At 57.1% G+C, this 17,215-nt stretch carries 17 protein-coding genes, 1 tRNA gene and 1 pseudogene; 6 read left to right on the forward strand and 13 right to left on the reverse strand.

The annotated features are described in order from the left end of the window. Window positions 1-6 precede the first annotated feature (6 nt). Window positions 7-912: a putative RNA uridine N3 methyltransferase gene (locus EYW42_RS13815; RefSeq protein WP_135535879.1), complete on the reverse strand. Its 906-nt coding sequence runs from the start codon at window positions 910-912 to the stop codon at window positions 7-9. 222 nt (window positions 913-1,134) lie between these two features. Here EYW42_RS13815 and EYW42_RS13820 point away from each other — a divergent pair. Further along, window positions 1,135-1,205 (forward strand) — tRNA-Gly (locus EYW42_RS13820). A 167-nt stretch (window positions 1,206-1,372) separates the two neighbouring features. Beyond that, window positions 1,373-3,667: a nitric-oxide reductase large subunit gene (locus EYW42_RS13825; protein ID WP_135535880.1), complete on the forward strand. Its 2,295-nt coding sequence runs from the start codon at window positions 1,373-1,375 to the stop codon at window positions 3,665-3,667. Window positions 3,668-3,843: 176 nt separating this feature from the next. Here the strand turns inward: EYW42_RS13825 and EYW42_RS13830 are convergent, their stop codons facing one another. Beyond that, window positions 3,844-4,668, reverse strand: a complete 825-nt coding sequence (locus tag EYW42_RS13830) for a fumarylacetoacetate hydrolase family protein (protein ID WP_237561335.1) — start codon at window positions 4,666-4,668, stop codon at window positions 3,844-3,846. A 240-nt stretch (window positions 4,669-4,908) separates the two neighbouring features. Further along, complete coding sequence (locus EYW42_RS13840; protein WP_135535881.1) at window positions 4,909-5,532, reverse strand: VOC family protein; 624 nt, start codon at window positions 5,530-5,532, stop codon at window positions 4,909-4,911. 291 nt (window positions 5,533-5,823) lie between these two features. Between EYW42_RS13840 and EYW42_RS13845 the strand changes: the two genes are divergently transcribed. From EYW42_RS13845 to EYW42_RS13855, 3 genes are all read left to right on the forward strand, one after another. Beyond that, window positions 5,824-6,108 (forward strand): translation initiation factor eIF-1A, encoded by a 285-nt coding sequence (locus EYW42_RS13845; protein ID WP_135535882.1) that lies wholly within the window; start codon window positions 5,824-5,826, stop codon window positions 6,106-6,108. A gap of 181 nt (window positions 6,109-6,289) precedes the next feature. Continuing rightward, on the forward strand, window positions 6,290-6,910 hold the full coding sequence (locus EYW42_RS13850; protein WP_135535883.1) for a class I SAM-dependent methyltransferase: 621 nt from the start codon (window positions 6,290-6,292) through the stop codon (window positions 6,908-6,910). 95 nt (window positions 6,911-7,005) lie between these two features. Then, window positions 7,006-7,470, forward strand: a complete 465-nt coding sequence (locus EYW42_RS13855) for a DoxX family protein (RefSeq protein WP_135535884.1) — start codon at window positions 7,006-7,008, stop codon at window positions 7,468-7,470. A 387-nt stretch (window positions 7,471-7,857) separates the two neighbouring features. Here EYW42_RS13855 and EYW42_RS13860 read toward each other — a convergent pair whose 3' ends face one another. From EYW42_RS13860 to EYW42_RS13905, 10 genes are all read right to left on the reverse strand, one after another. Beyond that, on the reverse strand, window positions 7,858-8,682 hold the full coding sequence (locus EYW42_RS13860) for a hypothetical protein (protein ID WP_135535885.1): 825 nt from the start codon (window positions 8,680-8,682) through the stop codon (window positions 7,858-7,860). A 133-nt stretch (window positions 8,683-8,815) separates the two neighbouring features. Then, window positions 8,816-9,307, reverse strand: coding sequence for a DUF3592 domain-containing protein (locus EYW42_RS13865; RefSeq protein ID WP_161972952.1), 492 nt, complete (start codon window positions 9,305-9,307; stop codon window positions 8,816-8,818). 121 nt (window positions 9,308-9,428) lie between these two features. Beyond that, the gene (locus tag EYW42_RS13870) at window positions 9,429-9,737 is read right to left on the reverse strand and encodes an SDR family oxidoreductase (RefSeq protein ID WP_135535887.1); all 309 of its coding nucleotides are present in this window, start codon (window positions 9,735-9,737) and stop codon (window positions 9,429-9,431) included. 307 nt (window positions 9,738-10,044) lie between these two features. Further along, the gene (locus tag EYW42_RS13875) at window positions 10,045-10,536 is read right to left on the reverse strand and encodes a hypothetical protein (RefSeq protein ID WP_202613902.1); all 492 of its coding nucleotides are present in this window, start codon (window positions 10,534-10,536) and stop codon (window positions 10,045-10,047) included. 62 nt (window positions 10,537-10,598) lie between these two features. Further along, window positions 10,599-11,810 (reverse strand): hypothetical protein, encoded by a 1,212-nt coding sequence (locus EYW42_RS13880; protein WP_135535888.1) that lies wholly within the window; start codon window positions 11,808-11,810, stop codon window positions 10,599-10,601. A 73-nt stretch (window positions 11,811-11,883) separates the two neighbouring features. Further along, window positions 11,884-12,621: a hypothetical protein gene (locus EYW42_RS13885; protein ID WP_135535889.1), complete on the reverse strand. Its 738-nt coding sequence runs from the start codon at window positions 12,619-12,621 to the stop codon at window positions 11,884-11,886. A gap of 169 nt (window positions 12,622-12,790) precedes the next feature. Next, a complete protein-coding gene (locus EYW42_RS13890; protein ID WP_135535890.1) occupies window positions 12,791-13,801 on the reverse strand; it encodes a restriction endonuclease in 1,011 nt (336 codons plus the stop codon). A 238-nt stretch (window positions 13,802-14,039) separates the two neighbouring features. Beyond that, window positions 14,040-15,011: a Kiwa anti-phage protein KwaB-like domain-containing protein gene (locus EYW42_RS13895; protein ID WP_135535891.1), complete on the reverse strand. Its 972-nt coding sequence runs from the start codon at window positions 15,009-15,011 to the stop codon at window positions 14,040-14,042. A 1-nt stretch (window position 15,012) separates the two neighbouring features. After that, window positions 15,013-15,630 (reverse strand): hypothetical protein, encoded by a 618-nt coding sequence (locus tag EYW42_RS13900; protein WP_135535892.1) that lies wholly within the window; start codon window positions 15,628-15,630, stop codon window positions 15,013-15,015. 108 nt (window positions 15,631-15,738) lie between these two features. Beyond that, entirely contained in the window at window positions 15,739-16,740 is a 1,002-nt protein-coding gene (locus tag EYW42_RS13905) for a hypothetical protein (RefSeq protein WP_135535901.1), read from the reverse strand. A 407-nt stretch (window positions 16,741-17,147) separates the two neighbouring features. On the opposite strand from EYW42_RS13905, the pseudogene EYW42_RS13910 reads away from it, so the two are divergent. Beyond that, a pseudogene (locus tag EYW42_RS13910) lies at window positions 17,148-17,215 on the forward strand (IS6 family transposase); the annotation flags it as partial.

The following is a 17,215-nucleotide window of genomic DNA, read 5'->3' on the forward strand; positions in this document are numbered from 1 at the left end:
GTTGTCTCACTCTGTGAGTGTGAGGCAGCCGAGGGCGGCGAACATTGCTTCTTCCGTTCGCACGACCTCGCTGCCCTGATTCGGAATCGCGTTGAGCCAGAGGTCGAACCGGCCGGGTACGCCTGGTTCGACCGCGGACGAGTCGGTCCCGTCCGCCGGTTCGGTCTCAACGGCTCCCTCGTCGGGAGTCCGGGAGGACCTGACCGCCTCCGCGGTCACGCCCTCGATCATCGCCGGCAGCCCTCTCTCGGGCGCGCCGAAGGCGACGGTCATTCCGTCGCCCTCGATGCGACCGGCCAGTTGTCCGAGTCGGCCAGCGGTGAGCGGTTCACCGTGGCGCGACGTTGCGATCCGGACACCGGCGTCCTCACGGCCGAGCGCTGCCGAAAGGTCCGCGCGGTCGACCGACAGCCCCGGAAGGGGGGTGTCGACGATCTTCGCACGGACCGGCTCTCTCGAAGAGATCCTGACGGTAACGCGCTCCCCCTCGTTGACCTCCGTTTCGGGAGGGACGACGAGCGAAATTGGGTGTTGCATTCCGCAATTGACCCGTACGCGCCCTTCAGGTCCGACCTCGGTCACGATTCCCTGTCTTAACGACCCCGAATCGTCGGATCCGGAGCCGGTCTGCGACGCGGCGCGGAGCGGCGGCAGTACGCCCGCGAACTCCAGTTCGTCCCGCTTGCCCCACGCCTCCTTTCGGAGGTACGGCGGCGTTGCGGCGTACCGAAGTACGGTTTCGACGAACCCGCCGCCCCACCTGCGCTCCCCCTCCGAATCGGGGAAGACGGTCAGGCGGTCCGCCCGGAACACCGTCGCCGCGCGGGCGACGTAACCGATCTTGCGAGTTGCCTCGCGTTTGTCTTCGGCTTCCCGGACGAGAGACGACGGCACGAGTACGCTGACGGTCATGCCGTGACGCTTCGACGCCTCGCCACTAGACTGTGCCGATGTTTTCCGTCCGGGTCGTAAAAGGATAGCGGATCGGATCTGTCCTGTGGGCCGTTCACACGGGTTTCAGTAGGGTTTCACGACGGTTTGCGTATGTGTCACCGTACCGTGGTTCGACGGGTCGAAGGTGTCCAGATCCGGAAGCCTTATACGACATCCGAGAATTAGAAGCAAATGCAACGGGCGCTGGTAGTGTAGTGGTATCACGTGACCTTGCCATGGTCACAACCCGAGTTCAAATCTCGGCCAGCGCACTTCTCCTTCGAGTTATCCCGATTAGGACGCCGTAGCGTCCGCTCGTGCCTCCGCGAGCAGCAACACCGCGCCGGCGAAACGAGGTACTGAGAACGCTCGTTCCCTTCCCAGTTGTCGAGAATCGTCTGTCACCTATTTTGTGTCGATACTGTACATCCAACTACCGATGAGAGTTCAGAGACAGACACTCGCGAAGATCCTCGTGGTGGTCTTCGTGTTCAACCTCGCAGTGATGGGCGCAGGTGCGTGGTTCGCCTACGAAGAGGCGCCACCGATGCCGGACCGGATTCACGGACCGGACGGTGAGACGGTCGCCACCACGGCGGATATTCAGGACGGAAAGGCAGCCTTCCAGCAGTACGGGCTGATGAACCACGGGTCGATCCTGGGTAACGGCGCTTACTACGGCGTTGACTACACGGCGGACGCCCTGGAGTTGAAGACCCAGTATATGCAGGAGTACTACGCCGACCAGCGGTACGGAACGGCGTACGACGACCTCGAAGCGGGTGAGCGCGCGGCCGTCGACGAGCGCGTCACGGAAGACCTCGGCAACGACCAGCCGTCGGAGAACGCGATACCGTACTCCGAGGCGGAAGCGTACGCCCACGAGGCGGTGCGCCAGGACTACGTCGAGCGGTACCACGAGGGCGATTCGGAACGCGGCGTGCCGGCGGGCATGATCGACTCCGAGGAGGAGGCGTCGCAGTTCGCTGACTTCGCTCTCTGGACCGCCTGGGCGGCGCATACGGATCGTCCGGAAAGCACGCACACGTACACGAACGACTGGCCCTATGCGCCGCTCTCGGGGAACAACCCGATCGGGGCCGCGATGACGTGGAGCGTGATATCGATGGTACTTCTCGTCGCCGGTGCGGGGTTCGGCGTCTGGCTCTACAAGTCGATCGAACTCCCCGAACCGGACACTGAGGGGTTCGACGTTCCGTCCCCCGGCGAGTTCGACCTGTACCCGAGCCAGCAGACCGCGGTGAAGTTCATCCCCGTGGCCGCGCTGTTGTTCGTCGGACAGGTCGCTCTCGGCGGACTCCTCGCGCACTACTACGTCGAACGGGACGCCTTCTTCGGCGTGACAACGCTCTTCGGCGTGAACATCGTCGAGGTGCTGCCGTTCTCGATGGCCAAGACGTGGCACCTCGATCTTGCGATCCTCTGGATCGCGACGCTGTGGATCGCCGCGGGGCTGTTCCTGCCGGCGCTGGTGACCCGCTACGAGCCGAAACGCCAGCAGACCTACGTCCGCGGACTCCTGGGCGCGCTGCTTGTCGTCGCCGTCGGCGGACTGGCAGGCGTCTGGCTCGGTGCGAACGGGTACATCGGCGGCGACCTCTGGTGGATATTCGGTAACGAGGGACTGGAGTACCTCGAGATCGGGAAGTTCTGGCAGGCCGGCCTGCTCGTCGGGTTCGCCCTCTGGGCGGTTCTGGTCGCGCGAGCACTCAAGCCCCTCCTTGTGGAGGAATCCAGGTACGGACTCGCCCACATGATCCTCTACGCAGGCGGATCGATCGGGCTCCTGTTCACCGCCGGGTTCCTCTTCACGCCGACGACCAACATCGCTGTCACCGAGTTCTGGCGCTGGTGGGTCGTCCACATGTGGGTCGAGGGCGCGTTCGAGTTCTTCATCGTCGCCGTCGTCGCGTTCACGCTGGTGTCGATGAACCTGCTCTCGTACCGCTCCGCCGAGAAAGCCGTCCTGGTCGAATCGCTCCTCGTCATGGGGACCGGCGTCATCGGCGTCTCACACCACTACTGGTGGGTCGGCATGCCGGACATGTGGGTTCCCATCGGCAGCGCGTTTTCGACGCTGGAACTGATCCCGCTGGTGTTCATCCTCTACGAGGCACTCGGCCAGTATCGGACGTTCGACGCGAGCGGGAAAGAGTTCCCGTACAAGCTCCCGTTCATGTTCATCATCGCGAGCGGCGTCTGGAACTTCGTTGGCGCGGGCGTCCTCGGGTTCTTCATCAACCTCCCGCTGATCAACTACTACGAACACGGTACGTACCTCACCGTCGGGCACGCACACGCCGCCATGTTCGGCGCGTTCGGCTTCCTCGCTCTGGGCATGGCGATCTACATGCTCCAGATATCGACGGCCGACTGGAGCGGCCGTCGGCTGCGATGGGCGTTCTGGGCGTGGAACGTCGGCCTCGCCCTGATGGTGTTCGTGTCGGTCCTGCCCGTCGGCTTCCTGCAGCTCGAAACCGCGTTCGTCGAGAACTACGCGACCGCACGCGGCCTGGCGTTCTACAACCAGGACATCATCCAGTGGCTGTTCTGGGCCCGACTGCCGGGTGACACGCTGATAATCATCGGAACGCTGATCTTCGGCTACGACGTGGTAGCGAAACTCCGCAACCAGCGCGAGGCGGATACGCCCGCCGAAAGTCCCGACGAGGACGGATACCCCCGTCGGGTCCCGAGCGAAAGCGACGACTGAGAGGGCCGTTGTAACTGCTTCCGGTATTCGCCGACCCCGTGTCGGCGAACTACCGAATTGATTTACGTCAGTCCTATGAGGCGACCGCGAACGGTTCGTGTCTCATCTCTTCTGCGATGACTGCACCGGTAGAGTAGCGTCCCGTCTACGCCGCGCACTGATACCTCTGTACAGCTCTACTCGCCCCCGACGACGGCGTTTCGAAGCGTTCCGATCCCCTCGTACCAGATCTCGACGTCGTCGCCGGGTTCGACCAGGCCGGGGTTGGCCGGACTGCCGAACGCGACCACGTCACCGGGCCAAAGCGTGTACCGCTCGGAGAGGAACGCTATCGTCTCCCGCGGCGGGAACAGCATCAGTTCGGTGTTTGCCTCCTGACGCAACTCGCCGCCGACGCGGGTCGTCATATCGAGGCCCGACGGGTCGACATCCGTCTCGATCCACGGGCCGAGAGGACCGGACCCGTCGAACGCCTTCCGGGCGGTCCGTCCGGGCTGGTCCAGCGCGTCGAGGTCGTTCAGTATCGTGTATCCGCGGACGACATCGTCCACGTCTCCGGGAGCCAGGTCCGTACACTCCCGGTCGATGACCGCGGCGAGTTCGCCGGCGTAGGTCAGTTCGCCGGTCCACGACGGGTACGCGACCGGGTTGCCCGGCGGATGCACTGACGCCGGCGGCTTGATGAACCAGTCCGGTTGCTCCGGGCGCTCGTAGTCCATCTGGTCCAGCGTCGCGGCGTAGTTGCGACCGATGCAGTACACCGCAGTCGGGTCACAGGGAGCGAGCAGTTCGGCCGCGTCGGATTCGGGCGTGTCAGCGACCGAGCGGTCGCGGGAACTCGTTCCGGCGGAACCTCCGCGAGACGCGGGCGAACGAGCGTCCGTTGAGCCGCGTTCGACGGCGTCGCCGACGTCGTAGCTCTCGCCGTCGGTGTGGACCGTCCCGTCCTCGTACTCGCCAGTCAGCACGCCGTCGTCAGTCCGGATCCGTGCGAGTCGCATCACGACGAGAGTGGGGCGACGAACGGCAATGGTTTTCGGTCGACGGACGCTATCGCCCGTCCGACGCCGTGCGACCGCTCACCCGTCTCGAACGACCGCTAATCACTGCGCTCGTTGACCCATTCGACGATTTCGTGGAGGTATCCGCCGTTCGAGATGAACCGTTCGAGATGAACCGTTCGGAACGGGAATCGTTCGAGATCGCGCTTTGTTCGGGTTGAATTCGACGCGCTGGGGGACTTACTCCACCCCCGACCCGGTCGGCGCGTCGGGGAGTTCGACAGGGTCGCTGTCGATGCCGAGTTCGTCCAGCGCGGCCGCGAGATGTTCCTCCTCGGCGAAGTCCGACCCATCCTCGACGCGGAGTCGCTGGGCGGTCGCCAGCACCTCGCCGCGGCGGTCGTTCGGGATGTCGTACTTGTCGGTCGACAGTTCGATCACCATGCCGTTGTGGTCCTGCGTGTACAGCGAGTGGAAGATACCGCGGTCGAACTCGTTGTAGCCGCGGCCCACATCGTTCAGTGCCTGCTTGACCTCGCCGAAGCGCTCGGGGTCGATGCTGAACGAGAGGTGATGGACCGACCCGGCGCGGTGGCGGTGCGGCTGCGGGTTCGACTGCCGGTCGTCGCGGACGAAGAAGGTGATGATGCGGCCATCGCCGGTGTCGAAAAACAGGTGCGTCGAGTCCGGGTCATCGAGGTTCGGTTGCCGGAGTACGAGCGGCATTCCGAGAACGTCGCGGTAGAACTCTATCGTCTCCTCCTCGTTGCTCCCGATGAGCGTGATGTGGTCGGTTCCGGTGACGTGGATCGGACTGTCGGGTCGATCTGCGGTGACGGGTTCTGTCGAAGGATCGTCAGACATGGCACCTTCTAGTGGTTTGGATTACATACGTTTGACGCGCTCGTGTGCCCTCTTCGTCCGGGTGCGAGAGGTTTCAGTACCGCTCCTTCGGGGGTGAAAGTGCGCAGCGGCTATGGAATTATGAAACGGAACTGGGGCGTGGATGGTACTGACTAAACGGTTGAGGCGCGAACTACCGTCACTGGTCGGTTCTCGACGGAAGCATTCTTTGCTCAGCCGACTCCGCCGGGTGTGGTAAATGATATCGTCACTCTCCAATGACTTATACGTGAGGAGAACCTATCTTCGGTAGTGAGTGAAAATTCAGAGCGGCGGAACCTGCGGATGCCCGACGACGACGAACTGTTCGCGGTCGTCACCGAACACAACGGTGGCAACCACGTCCGCGTTCGGTGTGAGGACGGCAAGAACCGGATGGGCCGGATCCCCGGCCGAATGAAATACCGAACGTGGATCAACGAGGACGACGTCGTACTCGTCGAACCGTGGGACTGGCAGGACGAGAAAGCCAACATCGAGTGGCGCTACTCCGGCCAGGACGCGGACCAGCTCCGCCGCGAAGGTCACATCGACTGATTCTGCGATAGCGTACTGTTCTTCGTAACCCGAACCGCGAGCAACGCGTCAGTTCCGCTGTACTCGTTCGACCCCGACTGCAGAGCGACGCTACCGAACGGGAAGTCTCGGTCCACGCGGCGTCAGTCGCCCCCTGACTGATTCCAAGCACGTTTCACGCGTGATGTACTACGGCTAGCCAATGGATTCTACCGAGGTCCGTCGACTCTGGGAAGACCAGCAGGGGGAGTACTCGCCGGACTATTACGCCCACTACGGACCGAACGAGTCGAGCGAGTGGATCCACGAGGTTCTCGACTCGTCCGTGGCTCGCGACGCCGCGGTTCTGGAACTCGGCTGCAGTTCGGGACGGCATCTCGCCCACCTCCACGAGAACGGGTTCGAAGACCTGTACGGCATCGACATCAACCCGGACGCCTTCGAGGTGATGGACGAGATGTATCCGGGCCTGGCTGCCGACGGAACGTTCCGTGTCGACGCCATCGAGGACGCCGTCACCGATTTCGATGACGGTCAGTTCGACGTCGTCTATTCGGTCGAGACCCTGCAACACCTCCATCCCGACACCGCGTGGGTGTTCGATGACCTCGCCCGGATCACGGACTCGCTACTCATCACCGTCGAAAACGAAGGCGGCGCGACGGACCGACCGCAGGGCGACCCCGAAGTGAACTACGTCAACGACGACGTGCCGCTTTACTATCGGAACTGGGAACGCATCTTCACCGAACGCGGTTTCGAGCAGGTCGACAGCGAGTCGGGCAAGCGAGACATGCTACGGGCGTTCAGTTCGGAGCAGTAGCACGACCCGTCTCAGTCGAGTCGTCTCCGCCTGTCGCTGACCCCGGATCGACGACGCCAACATAGAGCTAAGGGTCTGCTACCCGTCGGCCGAGTGTGGTGGGGAAAACCGAACACTCAGAGACGGAACGCTTGACAATCAATACCGAAGCGGAGACGACCGCCGGAACGGAATCGACAGTAACCAACGCATCCCTGTTCTCCCTCGGGCGCGCAGTGTACGGGGTCGTTCTCGGGGTCATGGCCTTCGACAACGTTCAGAACCTCGACGAGCGGATCGAGTACGCGAACTCGAAAGGCACGCCGATGGCCGACCTGTCGGTCCCGATGACGACTTCGTTTCTCCTCGTGGGGTCCGTGGCGACGGTGCTGGGACGCGTTCCGAAACTCGCCGCAGGGTTCATCGCTGCCTTTTTCGTGAGCGTGACGCCCGTAATGCACGACTTCTGGAATCTCGACGATCCGCAGGAGAAACAACAACAGCAGATCCACTTTCTGAAAAACGTCGCGCTACTCGGGACGGCGATTGCACTGGCCGGCCTGGACGATCAGTCAGGGTGACCGAGGCCATTCGAAGTCTCTCCTTTCACCAGAAACCGAAAGTCGGCCTCGGCACTCACGACTCACAATCTATCCATAGTGACTGTGTTTAGCACGGCTATCGGGCCCGCTTGTTCCGTTACCGTTCGTCCAGCATCTGGACGCCGTGTTCCATCACCGCCTCGCTCACAAAGAGGCTCGTCTCACGCTGGAGTGCTCACACGAGTGCTACCGTCCCGTCTTTATCGAGCAATGCGCAGGCGCTTAGCCAGATGGTTCTGGTCAACGGCGCGCTCGACGCCGGCGCGGCGCAGGACCAGCCGCCGCCCACTGACAGAGGGTCGCTTCGGGGAGTCGATGGGCATCGAGGGATGCTGAGTCACGCAGTGTGGCGACACCGACGAGGGTTCAGGCACCCCTGGCGTCCTCGAAGGCGTCCGCAACGGCGGCGACGGCTTCCGCTCGCCGGTCCAGTTCGTCCGGGTCACCGAGCCGCCCCTTCGTGTTCATAGCCACTGTCGTCGGCGTCCCGCCGAACTGCTTGCTGAACTCATCCTCGAACTTCCCCTTGAACAGCCCCCCGACGATCGAGTCCGACATATCGGGCATGTGGTCCACCATATGTTCCTCCGCAGCACCGATGCTCACGCTGTCATCCTCGGCGGCCCGAAGCGCGTCTCTGGTTCGCGCCGTGAGAATCTCGCTGGCGAGCGTGTCTGACGGCTCGCCCAGTACCACGAACTCGTCGTCGACGACCGTAGTCTCCGTGGGGATGTTCTCACCGAACTCCGCCAACCCACCGTCTGAGCTCTTGACACTAAATATCATGCTCTCGGCGGTCGGCGCTTCCAGGTCTGCTTCGACGATGGTGAAGGTAGCGTAGTTCGAGCTTCTGGAGTCGCCACCGACCTTCCGTCGCTCCGTGCGGGCACGCACCGGTCGCCCGTGTATCGAGCCCGAGAACACGCCATCCTCCAGGGTGAGCGACGTCTCGTCCCGTATCTGCGACCACTTACCCCGGCTGCGCAATTTCGCAAGGAGTGGGGGTCCGAGACTCACCAGCGCAATCGTCCCGAACATGTACATATTCGGGAGCGTTGCGTCCCCGCCGGGAAGTTGGGACGCAGCGACGTACGGCTCTGCGTTCCCAGTGTAAATAGCGAGTAAGACGAATCCAGAGACGACTATCCAGAGCCACTCGAACAGATCGTAAACGAATTTCTTGAACCCCATTTGTATCCAATCTTTATATTTCCACTCCGAAACTTCAGTATTGGGTAGAGGTCGAACAGTCGACCTGTCCGGGAACTAAAAATCGATACTCGTCCCAGACTGCAGCGCGGCGCACTGACAGCACCGGCCCGGATTACACATCCAGTGTATTACCACGAATCGTCCGAACCATATGCCGCAGTCCGGCGAAGGCCATGAGCGCGCCGACGAGGACGAACAGATAGTTCCAGTAGTTGTGCCCCTTCTCCAGCAGATACGACTGCTCGGGCTCGCTCGGAAGGACGTAGGCCGTAATCCGGTCGCCAGCGGCGTAGTTCCCCGCGACCTCCTCGGCCCTGCTCCCCGACGAGACCGCGTTCGTGCCGCCGGGGAAGACGCTGTCGCTCTCGTACTTCTGGCCCTCGTACGTGTACGTGTACACGACGGTGACGGAATGAGACTCCTGGTCCGCTGAATCTGGCCCGCCAGCATAGCTAGAAAATTCCGACGACTGGACTTCCGCATCGACAGCGACGCTCTGTGTCCGCTGTTCGTACTTCGGATATTCGGAGTAGACGACGCCGCCGAGAACTCCGAGCCCGAAAAGCAGGAAGATGAGCGCCGTGGCCAGGTTCCGAACGTCCATACACTCGCTGATAGAAATCATCTGATAAATAAGTACCGCAGGGCGCTCGAACGGATGTGGGTGGAGAGCCTCCAGCACTCACGACTCACAGTGGGTACATTTACCGAGCGTCTCGAGATATTTACTCCGCCACTGGTTCTCCAAGACGGACCACGTAGCGGCCGAATCCATCCTCTATCTGGTCTATGGTCTCCTGTACGTGGTCCTCGTCGGTGACGTCAGTCTCAGCGACGAGTGCAGTACCACCCTCGGACTCAATACGGTCCTCGAGTTCCTGGAGCTCGTCGCTCCGTCTAGCGGCGAGTGCGACACGAACTCCCTTCCGAACGAGTGCCTCAGCCGTCGATCTCCCGATACCCGACGAAGCATCGGTGATGAGTGCAACTTTCCGTTCCGTCTCCCCAGCGTCTGAATCTGTGAGTGCAGTCATTGGTTTCGTTCCACTCTGTCTATGCCGGGAGAGCTGATAAAGTATAAATTTCCCGACTGGTCAGGAGGTTTCGTGGACGAAACTACCGAGCGGATACGACATCTCGAAGTGAACGCTGTTCGCCTGTTGGCTCTGGCTACTTTTTCAGAACGTGGCAGACGTGATTCTCTGCGTTCGTCCACACTAACTCGAAGTTGGATGGACAGAAAGCTGGCCTCGGCACTCACGACTCATAATCTATCCATAGTGAATGTGTTTAGCAGGACTATAGACGCCGTTCAATCCGTAATCCACTCTCTCTGTCTTACTACTTTTCGAATGGGTGCCAGTCACAGTGATATCCGGGGTCCCCATTGGGTCTGACTCCTGTGAATGTAACAAACACCCCGTGCTCATATCGCAGCTCCTCTTTGTAGGCGGTGATTTTCTCGCGGTCATATTTGCCTGACCGTCCCGATTTCTTTGCTTCAATTACCAGTAGGTTCTCGTAGCGTTCCCCTCTAATATGGACGATAACATCTGGATAGACTGTTTTTGCACCAAGGTCCTCTAGGTCAACGTCATCCGGAATTTTACTTTTGAGGTGCTCCATCGAAACTGCTTTACTCACCTCATCCTCCCCCACGCGATTATATTCTACATCAACATCCCATTCTCTGCCGACCTCTTCTTCAAGGTAAACTGCCAATCTATGGGTGATACTTCTCTCGTTTACATCGTACCTCAGTAAGTCAGTATCCTCTTTGACGAATCTCTCAAGAGCACTCGACAATACCTCTCGTGCTTCTTCTTCGTTCATATCTAATTCATAGATTGCTCTTCTTCAAGAGGTAGTTGTTCCAGGAGACGCTCTTCAAATTGTTATTTTCTCCAATCACGTTCAAATTTTTCAACACCATCATATGCGAAGTAGGATCCATACAAAATTAGAATAACGACTACAATTGAAATTCCCATAATCGCCTTGCCAGTGATTGTTTTCTCCATACCGACCTGGAATAGTATCGACAAAGTACTCAAGAAGACTCCTCCCAGTGACAACCCAACTGCCGCTCCTACTACTCCGCCTAAGATTCTGTTTCCAACTCTAACCCGATTTACGACATCATGATATATGTCAGAAAACTCCGCTGTGAGACGCTTCTCACCCTCTTCACTGATCTCCGGTAATTTCTCGTTCAATCTGTTTTGTTGGTCCGCCACTTGCTCTGCATATGGCCGGGGACTCCCAGTCGTGTGTATAAATACGAATGCAGCGAGGATGACTCCGGTCGCAATTAATAAACCGCCCCAGATCAGGGAATTTTGGACATTGACGAGCCCCGATTCGATTTCCTGACGGAATACTGAAACTGATGCCACAATGATACCAAATAACAGAATTGCAATTTGGAGACTGGATTTAGAAGAATCCTGAATTAAAGATCTACTCGCGTAAGCTTGCTCAAGCAAGGTCCCAGTTCGATCGACAATCAAGTCACTTCCACTGTCGTCGAATTCATCAGAAGGGTTGTTTCGATTGGGGCCTCTCCCTCCACCGGGGTCAGTATAGAATTCAGAGGTATTTATACCCTGAACCTTTCCAAGCAGGATGCTTGGGGAGGTATGATCGCTCCAGAACTGATCTGGGACTTTCTGTAGTATCCAGTTCCTCCCCGGAGGAAATCCTGTAGGCAGCGCCTCATCCAAATCATTCGCATCAACATCCTCGAAGACAGCTTCCAAATTCGGCCGACCACCCCGGCTTTGGAAATCTGTTTCTTGGTACTGGACAATTGTAGCTACGGCTCCAACGGATTCGTAGATTTCATCTTGATCAACTAGTTGCAGGACATAATCAATGGTGGATTCTTGAGTTGATATCCCACCAATCCGTCCTATCCCGTATATGTCACCACCAGACGTGAAGATCACATAATCCCCTGGATTTGGAATATCCGTAGAAATAGAATCTGGAATCGGCCAAACACCTACTGACCGACCTGAAGTAAATTCTGGATCGACTTTCGGCAGTTCAATATCGCCGATCTCCCCTGAAAACAGATACCAATTTCCTATATATATTGATGTCATGTCTTATCCTCCATACATTATCATTTTAGCGAGTCTAAGATCCATCATTGTCAACCTACAAGTGTTTTGATATTTAAATGGCCTCATGGATCCACGCGAGTCCTCCGCAAGAGCCCCCACTGCGTCCAGCACCGGGTAACTCAGGTGCGACGTATAGCACGTTAACATCCATATCGCTCCCAACCCTCTGCATCATGTCCCACGCTGCGTTTCCGAGATCCTCATACAGCGGAGCGTGATTAACCTCTTTCTGGGTTGGCTGGTAGTAGTAGTAATTGAAATTCGAGAACACTAGCACCGCTCGATAGGGGACCGATGTTCGTTCACCCAGTGCCTCGATATCTTCTTTCACGCCGATGTCCTCCCAGTCGATCGCGCTTTGGAGCGTTCTCTGTCCGTAGTGGGTGTTCCGGTCCTGATACGGTGTGAATCCAGTCGTTGTCGGAGGCTTCTTCTGATTCTTCACGAACTTCAGCTCAAAGAGCGCGTCGAAGTCCTGGGCGTCAAATTTCTTGCTACCGTTGTCCCAGTGTGCGGTCGGTTGTGTGGTACCGAACACACCGATATCGATCCGTTCGCCCTTCTCAAGACTCACCTCTGTGTGAACGGGGTCAATACCCTCATGGTGGTATCCGCCCTCAACAGCGTCGATATATGCCTGTTTGAAAATTGAGCCACTATCGATCTTGAACCGTGGATTGTTACCGCCCGAGGAACCACTGAGGGCTTTCCGGATCTCGGAAACCATCAGGAGCTGTAAATCCGTCTCGGTCACGAAGTCTCCCGGGTTCTCAGTGAATTGCTTCCCCATTTGCTCGGTAAGGTCGTGGAACTGCCTTGGCGACAACATTTAGATACCTCATCGGTTCCAGACCAGTTATTGTAAAATGGGGGGAAAGATCTGGAAAGTACTAGCAGAGATTCGATCCACGGTTTCCCGAGGCCAGTACGCTCGATCCATAGTCCGCTCACTCGTTTTGCTATTCCTCCAGTGGTGGATCCTGTGATGGAATATAGACCTGCTTCAACGGTACTGTCGCCTGATATTCGGATTCAAGGTCGTCGTAGTGCTCAATCAGGAGGTCAATGAACTCATCCCGGTCGATGAGTGTGACCCGCTGTTCGGCGTTCCGTGCTGCATCCTGCGCTTCGCTGGTGTAGCCACCAGTCGACACGAACAGGCCCCGTTCACCATTCCCGAGGGTTCCGGTGAACGCACGCATGTCCGGGGAGCCGACCTTCTTCTGTTGGCGCTTTACCTGGGTCTTGATATACGGCGATTCGAACCCCAACGAGTCGGGATGAGCGACTACGTCGATACCGCGGTCTTGGCTGTCCTGCGTCTTCTTCGCGTGGTATCCCATCGCTCGTAGGACTGCGGCGACCAGTTCCTCGAAGACGAACGGGTCCATGTTCGCCAGAATGTCGGAGATGAGTTCGTCTGCTTGGTTCTCTACCTCATCGACGAATGGTACGGTGTCCTCATCGTCCTCGCTCTCTTCGGGTGTCTCCCCGCTTAGAACGCCTGTGATTTCGTCAATGCAGTCGTCGAGCGAGAACACTGTCAGCGTGCTTCCGAGCGTGTTCTTCGTTGAGGTCGTAAACTCATCGCGGGAAACCGTGTCCTTCCACTCGACACGTCTGACGTGTGGATACCCCGGCGGGTGATCACCTGGTTTCCACTCGTACCCGCTAGTGACCTCCCCGATGAGATACTCGCGCTCCGTCTTGTCGTAGCTCAGAACCAGATGCCCTTCCTCCATCTCAAGCGCGAATCGATTCACCTGCCCCGCGTTCTGGGCGAGACGCCGGCTATTGTGCTCGGAATACTCGTCGGTCGAATTGAATCGGGCCTTCATCTCCTCGTATGACCGGACATCGGACACATCTCCCAGTTCTTCCCATCCGATAGCGACCAGAGACCGAGACTCGAATTCCTCGACTAACTCGTTGTCATTCCCGGCGCGAACCATGAACGCTCGCTCAGTCATGTTAACTGAACTGTTCCGAACCTCGAAGTATCAAGGTTCGTACGTTCCTCTTCCTCCGTCGCAGCCCAGAGATGGCTATACGTGGAAGTTCTCGCCGCAGTTTCGGCACGTTGCCCATCCACCTTGTTTCACCTTTTGATTCTCACCACACTCGGGGCATTCACGCCAAACGGAACGATTTCGACGGGACATAATTCACCTACACTCTGATGACGCTAATTCTTACTCTCACCCTCGACTAAAGCCGCTGTCCGCTATCAATTTCCCACTGTTCGCCCATGATATCGTCTTCAGCATATTTCGCCGCTAGCAGCTTGATCAGCTTCCACGTATGCTGGTATTCATCTACCCCCAACTCGATTTGACCGTTTCGACGAGCGTAGTCGAGCGAGAAGCGGGTATTCAAATTGTATTTTTGGATCATGGCCTCGATTTTGTCGGGCGAGGCTTCCTCGTGAATACCGTTATCATAGATTTCGTACATCCCTCGAAGCATATTGATATGGCTCAGCATCCATCCAGTCGTCGTCTCGCGGTCAGCAAAGGTGATCCCTGCATCTTCGAACGCCTCGATAGCTTCCTCCGCTCGCTTTCTGTACTCCTCACGCATGTCGAACATGCTCTCGAACGACTTCGGAGTGATAATGAACACCCACCCGTCGTAGCAGATGGCGTTGAGATTCGGACGGATAACTAATAGGTCCCCCTGAAAACGCTCGTATTCCTCATTTTGATACCAGAGTGTGAGTTCGTTTGTCGTGTCGACCAATTTCGCGTTACTGTAGTTTTGAACCCCAATTAGAACCTTCCCGTCTGGCTCACTGATGCGGATGAGTTGAAAATTCGGCTCAGGTTCTTCCGAGTACGTCGTCGTCCCGTCATTGTCTCTGGAGTTCAGAATTTCGAATAGCTCGGAATCAGGCAAATCCTCTATCCTGACACACTGTATTACCGTCTCCTCGCTGATTGTGTTTGCAACATCTAGGGGACGTGCCCGTGTCCGACCGTCACGAAGGTCGTTAATCTGTTCTGTGAGGGCGTCTGCGACGGTTTGGGCAATCTCCTGTTGGACAGGGCGTCCAAGCTGAAGCTTCCCCACATCCGGGGAGTCTCCCTGTTTTCGCACAAGCAAGAACGCGGCTTCCGTTCGTCCCACCGCAAACTCCCGGGCTTCCTTGAGTTTTTCAGCGGGATTCAGTTTTCCAGACATATTATGGTGCGAGGTATGTGGTTCGACCGAGGGAGACAACCTCGATCTTTTTTCGGGGGTTGTCGACTTCTTTTGTCTCAGGGAGTATCATTTTTTCCTCAAGTGAGGACTTACTAATTACCAATAACACCTGCTCGTCACTTGTGACCTCATATACCTGATATCCTCGAAGCCCCAACATCGGGTTGACGTGCAATATCTCCGAGTTGATTTGGAGAACTCCCAATATACCGAAGAACACTAGGAAGATACCGAGGTCGAGCAGGGTCGTGAAATTCAGACCTGCGAAAACAAAAACGTAGACTAGTAGGTACATCGAAAGCAGTTCACTCCGCTTCTGGTACTTATCAACTGGCTCTTGAGTGGTAGCACGACCGGAATGAACTGTGACCATCCGGTACAGAAGTGCAGTAAACAATACACAAAGCACCAGAAGCCCGATGGACAGATACGAAATGTATAGCCGGAAATCAATGTAAGGAAAGTCGATAAGAGGTATTTTGTAACCCGCAATCAGGAGTGGAGGAACCTTGCCGAATTTCAACGCCATAATGAAGAATAGCGGAACGTATGAACTCAGGAAGAGAACAATCTTGATCGGTGCTCTGAATTTTCGCATAGTCGGTTCTGCTCTTTTGTAATTGTCAGTTGGCTAGTGACCTAATCTTGATGGTGGATTTGTTCTCTGGAACACCGTCAACGAGACAATGTCGCCAAAAGATTGTAATCAGTCTGAATCCTCTAATTCCGTAGTGTACTCGGGATTCTCCCGGAGTTTCGAGAATGAGACGTAGCGGTGGCCTTGGACGAAGGCAACCGTCCGGTCAGAATCACTCGCAGTCTTGTCGTTCTTCACGGGGCGGTCGAGTTCGATACCGTCCCGTAGGAAGATGACTTTCTCCGTCTCACCATGTCGTTCTGAATCCTCCTTGCGAAACTGCGCGACTGCGTCAAGCAGTTGGTTACGTTGTGGCTGCGAGAGGTCTGCATGGTTCTGCACTGTCTCCTCGGTGAGTTCGATACTCTCGATAGCATCCGTTACTGATGGAACTGCAGTTTTGATTTCGCCCTCAGTGTAGAACGCGAGGTGGTCGACGGGTTTGAACGATCGATTCGCCTGGCAAAAGTATAGACCGTGCTCCTGATACTCGGGCCATGCCTTGCGAGCCGCGACGACCAACACGCGATCCTCTTTTCCGCTGACAAGGTCTTCGTCGTAAAGGAAGCGACTGAGTTCGCGTAGTAGAAACGCTTCACGTTCTGTGGGGACGGACATACTCGCCTCGGCGTTCCCTACGTCTCGCTCAAGCACCGTCTCGATGGTGTCAATGAGTGAGTCGAAGTTGGCCCATACGATACGCTCGTCTTTGATTTCAGCCACCTCATCAGGGAACCGAGCATCAGGCGTCAAGACGATGAGACGCTGTAATTCCGCCTCGTCCTCGTTGAGTGCATGAAGATGGTTCTCAAGTTGTTCTTTGTCTACAGCGTCCCGGCTCGTCTTCGTCTCGAACCAGAGCGCGGTCGAACTCTTGATTGCCGCATCCGGCACCGAGTCAACGCCCGTCACTTGATTATCGAACGAGACGAGTGACAAGTCGGATTCGTCGGTTAGTGCTTCCAGAATATCTTCCGCTAACTGGTTGTTGACGTGCTCAAGAACGGCGATAACCGTTGATGTAACCCGGTTCTCGCCCTGTGTGTATGTGGAAAAGAGTGGATTCGGCATATGCCGCGATTCAAACACCTGTTTCAAAAACTCTCGGGTAGGTATGTCTCCAATCGTATTTACCACCTATCGATTGTCCTACTATCTTATTCAGAGAAGGCCTGTTCGTAGACATTCATTCGACGCTCAATTAGTTCCAACCCATCTTCAACACCGTCTCGACAGCTCCGAGCGTATCTCCGGTATTGGCTATAGACACGCGAAAAGTCAAGTGAGTAAATTAGACCAACTTCAGCGATTGTTAGTCCCACGAATGTTATTAGCCGGAGCCCCTCATCGATGAATTGTCTGTACCCGTCACCGTAGAGACGGCTAAATATTCCCCCTTCTTGATAACTTGCCCAGTGGGGCACTGTCTAGTTAGGCCAGTTTGAGAAGCGAGCAGGTCGTAGAGTTTGTTTGGGACAATGCTCGCAGACCTGCTCAGTGAGTGCTACGCGGCGGAATTTGATGAAACTTGGGAGCGGGAACGGAC

Source organism: Halostella pelagica (assembly GCF_004762015.1).
Classification (GTDB): Archaea; Halobacteriota; Halobacteria; order Halobacteriales; family Natronoarchaeaceae; genus Halostella; species Halostella pelagica.